At 52.5% G+C, this 12398-nt stretch carries 9 protein-coding genes; all 9 read right to left on the reverse strand.

What is annotated here, in order from left to right; all coding sequences use genetic code 11:
• Nucleotides 1-323, reverse strand: a 323-nt coding sequence (locus PHV74_11160; GenBank protein ID MDD5094919.1) for a transposase, incomplete at its 3' end; no start/stop codon positions are given.
• A gap of 264 nt (nucleotides 324-587) precedes the next feature.
• Nucleotides 588-1802 carry a CoA transferase gene (locus PHV74_11165; GenBank protein ID MDD5094920.1) on the reverse strand — a complete coding sequence of 405 codons (1215 nt, stop codon included), beginning with the start codon at nucleotides 1800-1802 and terminating at the stop codon, nucleotides 588-590.
• 269 nt (nucleotides 1803-2071) lie between these two features.
• Entirely contained in the window at nucleotides 2072-3211 is a 1140-nt protein-coding gene (locus PHV74_11170; protein ID MDD5094921.1) for an ABC transporter substrate-binding protein, read from the reverse strand.
• A gap of 523 nt (nucleotides 3212-3734) precedes the next feature.
• Entirely contained in the window at nucleotides 3735-4535 is an 801-nt protein-coding gene (locus PHV74_11175) for an SDR family oxidoreductase (GenBank protein MDD5094922.1), read from the reverse strand.
• A gap of 14 nt (nucleotides 4536-4549) precedes the next feature.
• The gene (locus PHV74_11180) at nucleotides 4550-5017 is read right to left on the reverse strand and encodes a VOC family protein (protein ID MDD5094923.1); all 468 of its coding nucleotides are present in this window, start codon (nucleotides 5015-5017) and stop codon (nucleotides 4550-4552) included.
• Between the two features lie 74 nt (nucleotides 5018-5091).
• The gene (locus PHV74_11185) at nucleotides 5092-7347 is read right to left on the reverse strand and encodes a molybdopterin-dependent oxidoreductase (GenBank protein ID MDD5094924.1); all 2256 of its coding nucleotides are present in this window, start codon (nucleotides 7345-7347) and stop codon (nucleotides 5092-5094) included.
• Between the two features lie 406 nt (nucleotides 7348-7753).
• Nucleotides 7754-8974 carry an ABC transporter substrate-binding protein gene (locus tag PHV74_11190; GenBank protein ID MDD5094925.1) on the reverse strand — a complete coding sequence of 407 codons (1221 nt, stop codon included), beginning with the start codon at nucleotides 8972-8974 and terminating at the stop codon, nucleotides 7754-7756.
• Nucleotides 8975-10431: 1457 nt separating this feature from the next.
• A complete protein-coding gene (locus PHV74_11195) occupies nucleotides 10432-10941 on the reverse strand; it encodes a VOC family protein (GenBank protein MDD5094926.1) in 510 nt (169 codons plus the stop codon).
• A 152-nt stretch (nucleotides 10942-11093) separates the two neighbouring features.
• On the reverse strand, nucleotides 11094-12068 hold the full coding sequence (locus PHV74_11200) for an NAD(P)-dependent oxidoreductase (GenBank protein ID MDD5094927.1): 975 nt from the start codon (nucleotides 12066-12068) through the stop codon (nucleotides 11094-11096).
• Nucleotides 12069-12398 lie beyond the last annotated feature (330 nt).

Here is a 12398-nt window from a genome sequence, read left to right on the forward strand (position 1 = left end):
TGCAGCGTACTCTTGGCAAACGGCTTCTCATCGATTTCAATCCCCAAAGCCACCTTCCATCGAATATCAAAGGCCGCCCTTTGCCATGCTTCCTCATCGCTTACTCGATCATGCGTCTGCAGCAGCAACGCCGTCGCCAGCAGGCTTGGCGGCACACTCGCACGCCCGTTATCAGGACAGTAAATCTCGGCAAAAGACCCATCCTCGAACAACTGCCCCCTCATCGACGCCAAGAATCCATAGAACGAATCGCGGCCCACATGCTCCACATAAAGATTATCCGCTTCGAACAACCCCTTCTGTACCGACCGTTTTCCAAGCATTCGCCAACCCCTTTCCGTCTCGTTGGCTTAAGTATACTTGTCCCTATGCTCCACTACTACCACTTTTCGGCCGGATTTCTAGTCTGCAATCACAACGGAGATTAATCCACTCCTTCAATCTCTGTGGTTTCTTTAATCGTCGCAGAGGCCCATAACAGGAATAGGTTACACGTTCCTCCTACCCCAACAGTATGTTCGATGAAGACGTATCCTCTGTTGCTGACCACACCCACTTTTCGACCCTCTCGAGCGACGCAATCGCGCTCAAATTACTTGATCGTCCTTCAGCTTCACAATGTCCTCCCATGTGTAACCCAGCACTTCAGTCAACACCTCCTCTGTATGTGCGCCGAACTCCGGGGCCGGCAACCTGATCGACGCCGGTGAGCGTGTGAAGTGCATCGGAAAACCTGCCTGAGTCATCTTCCCCCAGACGGGATGATCGAAATCAACGATATATCGATTGGCCCGTACCTGGGGATCCTGCATCATTTCCGGAATTGTGTTGACTGACTCGTATATCAGGTCTCCGGCACTGCCCAAGTTTTGCAGCCACTCGGCTCTTGTCTTGGTGGCAAAAGTCTCATCCATAATAGCGATACACTCGGCGGCGTTTCGACCTCTGACCACCATGTTCTCGAACCGGGGGTCATTCTGAATGTGTTCTAACCCCAAAGCATGACACAGGTCGGCCCAGTATCTATCTGCCTGGACACCGGACAGCATGATCCATTTGTCATCTTTGCACTTGTAGTAATTCCAGAGCGGATTACCGCAATTGTTTCTGTCCCTCCGAGTCATAGGCTCTCCCAGCATGCTCTGGAAGTCGACATACATGCTGAGTAAGTGGATCATGCTGCCGAACATGGAGGTCTGTACCTCTTGCCCAATTCCCGTCCTTTCTCGATACAGGAGGGCCGCTACAATGGCAAAGGCCGTCATGACTGCACCCATGCGGTCAGCCGGCGCACCACGAGCCGCCAACGGAGGCATCGAGGGTTCCCCGAACACGTACATCAGTCCCGATCTTGCCTGTCCACTGAGATCCATGGCGGTCCTGTCCTTATCCAGCCCCTCTGACCCAAAACTGGACGCAGTCGCATATATCAAGAGCGGGTTGTGCTTGGAAAGCACTCCATAATCCGCCTTCAACTGCTGCATAACCGACTGGCGCTTGTTATGGACTACCACGTCCGACTTCGCGACAAGTTCATAGAGTATTCTCCTTCCCTCCGCTTTACCCAAATCCACCGTGACAGACTTCTTGTTCCGGTTGCAGTGTTCGAAGAACCAGTTCTGCCCGGATACTCCGCAAGTGGCACCCTGAGCCTGCATCATGCCGCGCGATGCATCGCCGGTGACCCTATCTTCTATCTTGATGACTTCAGCCCCTAGATCGCCCAGCATAGCCGTAGCACCGGGTCCGACTAGCCAGTGACCCATGTCGATAACCCGAATCCCCTCCAGAATCATTGTCATATACAATACCCTCTTTCCTTTCGTCTCATTCAAGCAACCTATTGGCATATAGCCCTCTGGGCTCTGCAAATCAAGCTTCCCAACTGGTCACCCTGAGCAAGTAAGGGAGAAGCGCCTTAATTTCTCAATTGACACTCAGAATGACGAAATGCCCAATACTTGCGCACCAAACGCCGCTCCCAAGCGCCGTTCGTCTTCCAGTGAGGTCGGCCCGATTGCAGAGCCCAAGAATTAGGTCGACTATCTTACGATCACTTGACTAAATCTCCTCAGTCAGTGATTACATTAGCTTTGCCGTCCTTAAGCAACACTATCACCCCCTTGAAGTTGTGGGTTCCATCCCGATTTATCTTAAATGATCCTCCGGGCGCATTGTCCCATTGAAAATTGCCCGAGCGAAGCGCTTGGGCAATTTTAGCCGGGTTGTCGGAGCCAGCCAACTCTACGCCCTTTAGGGCGACCCAGAGTGTCTGATACATAGCTACATGTCCGCCGCTAGGAGTACTCCCTGGATACGTCTTGACCCAGACACGCTCGAAAGCTTTGCTGCCTGAATCTGGAAGCCCGGGAGTCCACAGAGTCCAACTGTAGGTACCATCAGCCCCGACCTCTTTTGAAGCGGGGCCGGTTGCGGCATTGTCCCCAGCTACAACCTTAATGTCACCCCACCCACCCAGCGAAGGTATCTGTTTGAATATGGCCTGATAGGTCGTGTCCATCCCAGAGGTGTTTGTGATTAACACGTCTGGATTATCATGCTTGATGCGCGTAAGGAGAGCGCTGAAATCGACGGTGCCAACATCGTAGTATTGTTCAGAACCGATCGTTACGCCTGCGGCTTCAAGAAGGCCCTTCATTAACTCGACACGGTGGTGAATATCCTGCATCTCTACACTGAGAAAGCCCACTTTCTTGGGCTTAAAATTGTTCAGCACGAATTCACTCACCAGGGTACTCACGTCACTGGCGTTCGGATAAATACCTCGCACAGTAAATGGCAAATCGCTTAGGTTCTCCGGGGTTGAACCCACGCTCACGAGCGGTACTTTATTATCCTCCGCCGCATCCGATGCCGCGGTGAGAGAAGCTGCCGTCGCCCCGCCAACGGCCACTACCGCAACATTATCGAGCGCCAGCTTTTTGTAGCCGGTTACGGTATCGGATACCTTGGTCGCGTCATCCTGTTTGATCCAGTTAACGGGCCTCATCACTCCGCCAACATTGATACCTCCTGCCTCTTTCAGTTGTGTGTTAATGATCTTCAGCACCTCATCAACAAGGTTACCAGCCCTTGCTGCTCCACCGCTCCACGAGGTCAGAACCCCAATGCGCACAGGCTCTTGGGAGACAATCGGCGTAGTTATCGCCGCAGGGGTTGTCACCCCGGGCGTTGTTGCTGGTGGTGTCATAGTTTTCTCCCCGTTATTATCACCACCACAAGCCAACAGAGCCGAGAGTACGAATACCAGAGTGAGAGCTAGTGCTGCAATCTTATACCTCAAACTCGCATGATTATACACGTATCACCTCCATCTTCGTTTTACCTGTTTGCCTTTGGTGTCAGCCTCATTTCTCACTGGTTCGCATATCTCCACCTCCCAATCAAAGTTGACTTGCTCGGTAGCGATTTTGTGCCAAAAAACCTAAATCCCGAAGACGGTTTTTGAACGGCCTCAATTCATAGGGCAAACAACTTCTAGACCTGATTCTAAGCCACCATACCTTGCGTGCCATTTATGAAGGTTGCTGACCTTCTTCTCTCTGATGCGTCGTGTTTTGCCCAATTATCTGGGAAGTTTATTCTGGGCGCTCGGTCTGATTATCAAGCATGGGCTTTCTGGCTGTTGGTCTGTTAATCCGTTGCGGCCTTCCCTTGATCGCTACGCATATCATCTGCGTTGCTTTTCTGTATCGATATTCAAGAAACCAGCACTAAATCAGGACCGAACCCCCATTGACACTCAGGGTCTGGCCGGTGATATGTCCAGAAACTCGATCTGACACCATGAACAACACCGCATTGGCAATATCCTCTGGCGTACCTAACTTGCGCAGAGGATATCTCTTGGCCCATTTCTCCAGGACTTCCGGCTGCATCATCCCTTGTATTTCTTTACGATGCCAATTGCTCATTTCCCCTACCTCGTTTGCTTTTGCCGGAGTCAGCGCCGGGCAAATCACGTTCAGTCGTATGCCGTGTGGTCCCATTTCAAAAGCCAGGCTCCTTGTCAAGCCGATCACGCCAGCCTTTGCACTGGCATATACGGCCCCCTTGGCCTCGAAGGTTCTGCCTGCATCCGAGCCGATGGAGACGATAGCTCCGCTCTTCTGTCGCATCATCGGTCCCAACACCGTCCGGGTACAATACAACACGTTTCTGAGGTTGAGTCCAATTGTTCTTTCCCATATGGACAGATCTTCCTCAATGAATTTGCACGGGATATGGCCAGCTCCAGCGTTGTTTACCAGAATGTCTATGCGCTCGAACCTACCCAACGTTTCTTCAACCATCCGTTGTATTTGCTTCGGCTCGGTCACATCGGTTTTCGAGGCCCAAATATCGACGGCCCCGACCCGCTTTGCCTCCTTCACGACTTTTCGGGACTGAATCTCATCTATATCAGCGATGACGATTTTGGCACCTTCCCTGGCTAGCCCCAGAACAATGGCACGCCCGATGTTTGATGCGCCTCCGGTGACAATCGCCGTCTTGCCCTCCAACTCCAAGTCCATCTTTCACCCCAGGGTTATTGTCGTGTTTTCCTCTTGACCTCGACCAGTTCGTAACGGACGCCGACGACCTCGTCGACATCCACAAAAGCGAGCCTCACTCCGGGGAGACGGTGGTGCCAAACGGGCTCTGATTCGTCTCTGGTCAGCTCAGCCAGCATTTCCTCCAGGTCTTCTACGAGGTACCCCAGATGATGAAGCCCCCCTCCTCTTGACCAGTAGAAGTCTCTTATGTCCGCGTCGGCCTCCAAAACTTGGAAGAGCTCGATTTCAACGGGACCGGGATGGGTAGTGAAGGCTGCCTTCATCTTCCAGTCTCTCGGCTGACCGCGAAAAATGGCGCCCGTCAGCTGAAACTCTTCAACGCGGAAGGGCCCCCAGCCGAAGCGAAAGATGGAATGCGCTACTGCCCTGTCCACATCTCTAACCAGAATGCCCATTTGCCATAGCGATGGCAGTTTTAATGTGTGTTGTTGGTTCGGCATGGATGGTTCCTCCTCTTCGCCGGCGTGGCAAAACACTTTCGCATCCGGATTGCAGATGTCCTGTTCCCTAGTATCTAACCATCTGATCGTTTTCCAGATCGGTTCACATCGCTCGTTTCAATCAGCTCACCTTGGTCTTCCGCCCGGTATACTTTGCACGCTATGCCATTGGTTGTCCACGATCCGCTCACCGGGTCCGGTACCTGATGTTCCTCATCAATGACCACGTTTATGTTAGAACGCCAGAGTCCATGAAGTGAGGGCTCTGCACCGGGTTCCTCAGGAAACCACCAGCCATGCTGAGCATGTACCACATCGCTGGCAATGCCTTCAAAGTGCCGGCACTTGTGCTTGCTTCTCCCTGAAGGAGTCTCGATCCACAGCCAATCCCCATCTCCTATGCCTAACGTAGCCGCCGTTAACGGGTTAAGCTGCGCAATTGGGTCAGGGGTCTTCTGGCGACAGGGCTTGAGCTGGCGAGAACCTGAATGGTGATACTGCAGTATCCTGCCCCCGGTGATCAAGGTCAGAGGATACTCGCTGGCAATCTTGGCAGATGAAAACCGGGGCTGTGGAGAGTCTTGGTAACTGGGTAAGGGATCGCCTCCTAGTTCTTCAAGAACGGTGGAATAAAGCTCGAACTTTTCGGTGCGGGTACCGAAGCCCAACCTCTCATATTTCTTGAATTCGTGACGCGGAACATCAACTCCTCCTTTGGCAACAAACTGCTCGAAGCTGATCCCCAGCGGGGCTACCACGTGATCATAGGCCTCTTCTAGGGTCTCCCATGGCCAATATTCGTCCTGCCCCAACCTCTTTCCAAGCTCACGCCAGAAATAGTATTCTGTCTTGCGTTCATACCTAGGGGTAAGCGCTGCTTCGCCTCCAATCAGGCCGGCCCAATAGTCGCCCCCGAAGAGCACCGGCCTCTCCAGACAGGAAGCCGGTGGAAGGACATAATCAGCGAGTTGGCAGGTGGGAGTCATGAAGATGTCCATCGCTACATGCAGATCAATCTTCTTCATCGCTTCGATTATCTGCCCGGTGTTAGGATTGCACACCAGAGGATTGTGCGATACGGTTATCATGCCTTTGACAGGATAGGGTTTCCCCGTAATCATGGCACGGAATACCGAGGGGGGATGGGCGGCCATAAGCCACATGGGAGAGGCAGGCCTAGGGGTAACCCTCTTAATGTTCTTGGCGATCTTTTCGTACACCGGCCAGGTGAGAAACTTCCCTTTCCCGGATATCATTTTAGCCTTTTGCTCCTGAGGAAGCTTGTCGCTGAGTGCGGTTTCACCGGAGAGCACCGCGGAAGGATGTGGCAGATTCATCCGGTCGCCCCCGCGTACATCCAGATTCCCAGTCATGGCCGGTAGGAGGAGCTTGGCATGGAGTGCAGACACCGTGTTCGGCACCCGCTCCAAGGCTCTGCCCCATGTTATTGCGGGCTTGCTGGTGGCGTATAATCTAGCTGCTTCCCTGATCCTGTCAGCGGGCACACGAGTGATATGGGAAACCTTTTCCGGGGGATAGTCTTTCACTCGCTCCCGGAGTTGATCGAATCCGTAACAGTACTGCTGCACAAATTCTCGGTTGTGAAGGCCCTCAGTGATGATGACATGCATCATACTCAAGAGGAGAGCGGCATCGGTGCCAGGTCTAGGTTGCAGCCAGATATCTGCGATCCTGGTTGATTCGGTGCGTCTGGGGTCGATCACGATCAGCTTGAGGCCGCTCTTTCTGGCATCGAGGATTTGAAGCCAAAGCGGCCTGTTGCTTTGTGCCGGATTCGTGGCCAGAAGCATAATGCAGCGTGTTTCGGATTGAATAGGACTGAGAAATATGTTCGACCCACTGAGAGCCAGCGCCAGTGTCTGCGCTACTCCATAACAGATATGCTGTGAGGCCACATAGTTCGGGCTTCCAAACAAGTTTTGAAAGCGTCCTCTGAACTCGTCAGGCGTGCCAAGCTCGGCGTTGGCAGCGAAAAGCACCGCTTCGGGTCCATAAACGTCGGCTATTCTCTTCAACTTCTCCGCGATTTCATCAAGGGCTTGTTCCCATGTTATCCGTTGCCATCTATCCTGCCCTCTCTCCCCCACCCGCTTCTGCGGATAGTTGACCCTCATGGGATGATAGAGGAATTCCTTGGCCGCACGGTTCTTTATGCAGCCCTTGACGATACTCGTTGCTCTTTTCGCGGCAGGGGAATCTCCAATCTGAACAGGCTCTATGCCAACAAACTCTCCATTCCTGACCCTGACACCGATGAAACAATGCTGAATGCACAACCCACATACGCCCTTCTTCACTTGGTCTGCCATTATGCCCTCCTTTGCCAGGAAAATGACAGCCCACCCTCCAGACGCTGATATTCAGTCCTCTCACGAATATGCGGATAGGCACGCCCCCACACGATGACCCGATAAGCTGGTTTCATTTCCCCCTCCTTTTGAATGGAATATCGGTGCATCATTTGCCCTATCAAACGTCCCTCAGATGACTTCTGCCTCTTTCAGTCGGCTGATATTCTCCCGACTATATTTCAGAAGTTCGCTGCATTAAGCCTCATCGTCACACTCGAGGGCTCCCTGCGCATTTGCCGCTCCTTTATAGCCTCGTACCAGAGTTCGCCCTGTTTGGTGTACAGCGTTGCAGATGCCCTCATCAGTTTTATGAGAGATTTCTTCGGACGGGTTCTCCAGTGTGGCTTGGTTATATGCTGAAGGTTTATTGTCCCACTAACGGAACAAGTTTTCCGTCTTTATAATATGCCAGCAGTCCCACGCCATTGTGAGTGCCATTTGCGTTGATCTTGAATGGTCCTGCCGGTGCGTTCTCCCAGACGAAGTTCCCCGAGCGGGCCGCCTTCTGGATATCCGCAGGCTTATCCGATCCGGCCATCTCTATGGACTTCAATCCTACCCAGATGGTCTGATACATTATGAAATGGCCTGACGTAGGACGCTCGCTGTATTGCGCCGTCCAGATGTCCTCAAACTCTTTGGATCCGGGATAAGGCAGCCCGGGCATCCATAAAAGCCAATGGTAGGTACCCTCTGACCCTTTCTCTTTCAAAGCAGGGCCGCTTGAGCTACTATCGGTGCTGATGAATTTGATATCGCCCCAGCCGCCAAGTTCAGGCATTTGCTTAAAGATGTTCATGTAAAACGCGTCAGTTCCTCCGCCGGCCCCAAAGAGAACATCGGGGTTCTTTTGCCTGATGGCAGTAAGCAATGGCGAGAAATCGACTGTGCTGACTTCGGGGTATTGCTCATAGACGACATTCACGCCAGCAGCCTCCAGCATTTTCTTCATTAGGGAACCGCGGGCGCGAATGTCGTCCATGTTCACCATAATGAAGCCCGCTGTTTTGGGCTTGAACTCCCTCAAGGCAAAATTCAACACCATCGGTCCGTTATCAGTGGCGTTCGGATATGCACAGCGTATGGTGTATGGCCTGTTGCTCAGGTCCACTGGGGTGGATCCCACGCTGAAAAACGGCACCTTGCCCTCTTCCGCAGCATCGGATGTGGCCGTGAGACAGGCTGCGCTCGCCCCGCCAACAAGGACGGCCGAAACACCTTGCAACGCCAGCTTCTTGTAGCCTGCTATGCTATCGGCTACCTGAGTCATATCATCCTGTTTGACCCACTTGACAGGCCTCATCACTCCACCAACATTAAGACCTCCCCTCTCCTCCAGTTGTTTGTCGACAATCTTGAGTATCTGGTCGACAATCTGCCCCCCCCTGGCCCCTGCCCCTGACCATGAGGTCAGAACGCCAATTTTCACCGGCTCGTCCGAGACAGGCGGCGTAGGAGTTGCTGCAGGTGTCGTCCCAGGCTCCTCTTTATCATCGTCTCCGCAAGCCATGAGAGCTGACACTAGTAATACTGAAATCAAAACGAAGGCTGCGATCTTGTATATGAATCCCAACTTCTGATGCATGGCCTACCTCTCTTATCATATTTGACCCTGTTTTGTTCCGTTTCTAGCCTCACATTCTGGCACACGGCGATTCAACATGAGGTCTGAATGGGATTTCCTCTTCTTTTCAAGTGATATCGGTTCGCAATGTCACGACGGTGTTGAATGCATATCCACATTGAGCAGTGGTCCCTTTCCATCACCTCCTTTCGGCTGACGCGGCTGTTTAGTTTTGATTTCAGCCTCGATTTCGACCCTTGTTGTAATGCCTTCACTCACACGTATCTGGGAGAATCAACTCAGATTCAGATTGAGGGGAAAATCCTCCATTAGAACAGCCAATCAGCTTACTTTCACCACTTATGAGGCATCCCCTTAGCTCAAACCCAATGATCCGATCAACATAATCTCCGATAAAATCGACTGGTCCTTCGTCCATCGCCTAGCCATGGATAAGTACTCTCCTCAAGGGGCAGAAGGCTACGATCCGCTCTCCCTATTTAAGGCACAACTTTTGATCTATCTCAGAGAAGTGAAATCGGATCGGCATCTGGCGGCTACCCTGCAATACAATGCAGGCTTTGACTCCCTTGCGGATTCAACTTCCTGAGGACACCTTCCAACGGCACTTTCACCAATTTCCGCGATCATCTGGGAGAAGATATCCTCATCAAGCCCTTCATTGTTCGATTGCCCAAGCTATCACGCTGAAGGTCATCGGGGTTCGGTATACTGCCACTGATCCCACTCACTTATGGGCGTATTCCAACCGGTTCGGCAAAAAGACCTGCTCCTTCAAGGGGATTTGCGATTGTCCCCGGAGCTATTCGGAATAAGCTCATACTATAGCAAGGCTGCTATTCGGCAGCCTGGAGCCTTACCCCCGAAGAAGGTAAGGCTCCAGACGCCACGAAAGGGAAAGGAGACTCTCCCCCCGCTGGTACGTCGGGGGGATGATGATTCAAGAATCAGACTGAAAACCAAGGAACAAGAGCTACTGCAGAGCCTTTTCTTTACCCCAGCCAGAGGAATACCCTCTGGTGGAGCCTGTTCCAAAAGGAACCCTCTCTCGCAATAAAAGTGCAATGCATGCACCAGCGTGGTGAGAGCCTACTCCGAAGCTGAGGGTTCTTATCTTTGGATAGCCCCAGGATCAGGGGGCAAAAGCAAGATGCATGTCTCCCTGGCGCTCTGCGGGCCAAAAGCCAAAAAGGTCGGGACGGCGATCACCAGAGAGCTCACTAAGCCTTAACCGCCGCCATGCCCGATAGGAGCATAAGCGAGCGTACAACGGGTGGCCATGAGAAATCCGAGAGAGGATACTGTCCCAGCAAGCTGATTATGCTGTTGTTAAACTGCCCAGACCCTCAAAATCGAGAGTCTAACCAACGAGAACGCCATCTCAAAGTCAAGCATGAGGTTTGAAAGACCGAGCCAATCTCAATCACGTGAATCCTGATCGCCATCCTTAAACAACCTCAAATCGTCCCGCTTCCGTACTTCCATGTACGGGACCAATGCTTGTTGAAGACTCTGTGACTCTCTTTGCTAAGCTCAATCTGGGCGATAATGGCGCCGACTCCATGAACGCCCCGAGGATCAAGCATATATTCCTTAAACTTCCTGAATCTTCCCTGCTGATACGTATCAATCTGCTCCTGTGAATAGTCGACGGTGTACCAGACCGGGATGCCGAGCTCATCCGCCGCTTCCTTGGCCTCTTCAACGTCGTCCACCACAAAGACCACCCCAATGAGCCCCTCGCCACGGGTCTCGACGATTTGCTTGATCTTGCTGTCGCGATCGGGAAGAGGACTAACCAGCTCAATCCCGGCATCCCAACTCATGGCCATGCTCACGCCGAGAGAAGCCGCTTCCTCGTCGTTGGTGCTGTGAAAGGTTGCGCCAAGAAGTTTGGAGAACAGTTGCTTCCCTCTCTCGAGATCCTTCACGGCGATTACGACTCGATTCACTCCAAGTGGTTGCACAAGACCCTCCTTCCTTTCAGGACTGGTGCCCATTCCTTACATCTTACCCCACCAAAAGCGCCTATCTCATGTGCCGCAAAATAGGACATTCCCACTTATTGACAACACATGAATTTCCTCGCTATTACATCGCAAATATTGCGGCCGGGAAACTAAGAGCTCTGCCTCCTGCCAAAGCCGCTGGCCGTGGTGCTTACCGGACGCCCTTTCCGAATTTTTTCATGCATGCCCTCGTACATACGAGTCAGCCCATCTCGCAACGGAACCCTGCAATAACCGGCAATTTTCTGGCGAAGGGTCGCATCAACATACACAGTAGGATAGGTATAAACATCCCCATCTGGGTAAACGAACTTGGGATTTATGCTGGCCAACTTGCCAAAGTGTTCAAAAATATCCTCCAATGCCATGACCTCGTCACCAGCCAGGTTTACGGTCAATGCCGGCACCGTTGCGGCATTCAACAGGGGCTCGAGAAACTCGACCACATCGTCATTACTAATAGGCTGAATAATATTTGTATGTGTTTCTTTCTTGGGCAGTGGAACAGGATGCCCATCGAGCATGACCTTCAAAAGAACGCCCAGAAGACCGCCTTTGCCGAAGGTGCCGTACTGAACCCCCAGTCGGCAGATGACTGTCGGTAAATTCAGGTATCTTGCCGTGGCGCGTACCGCACCTTCACCCGCCAACTTTGTCCCATCATAATGCCCCATGACCGCCGCCCCCGTGAGATCGTCCTCTCGATATCTGTGGTTGGGGTCAGGATTCGCCGCGTAAACGCCAGTTGCTGATATGTGCATGAACGCCCGCGCCTTTTGGCAATGTGCCATCAGCAGGCCTGGGCCTTCCGCATTAGCGTACATGCCGCTCTCAAATGACTTGGGATTGGTATCCGCGGCCGCATGAATCACGTAGTCAAAATCATCAGGCAATCCATCGTAATTTCCGCTTGCATAATCTCCGACCACTGTGTGAACGCCTCGCCCATCCCAATATTCGCGCTGCCCAGATCGGGTGTAACGAGCAAGACCCCAGACATCATTATGTGGTGCCAACTCATAAGCGATAGTCCCTGCGAGCTGACCGGTCAGGCCTGTGACAAGTACCTTCCTCTCTTTCAACATATACCATTCCTCCTTTCAATAGTTGACAAGAACGCCTTCCTTCTAAGGGAAATAATCGACACACTGTCTTGTGTGTCAAAGCAGTTTTCGGAACACTTCTGCTCCGTTGTAGCCCAATACTTTTAACGATTGCGCGAATGACTTCATTCCGGCACCGCGTCCGCCGCCTCGCCTGAGCGAGGCGGCGGAATTCACATCATCCTTTATCTGACGATGAGCGGGCTCTTGAAATCGCGCAGGTCCGGCACGAAGTTAGCAAAGGCGTTCGGGTAAACGAGTCCTGGTTTGGCCCCGCAAACGATGGGAATAGTCTGGATTATGGAGATGGCG

The organism is Dehalococcoidia bacterium, assembly GCA_028711995.1.
GTDB lineage: Bacteria > Chloroflexota > Dehalococcoidia > SZUA-161 > SpSt-899 > JAQTRE01.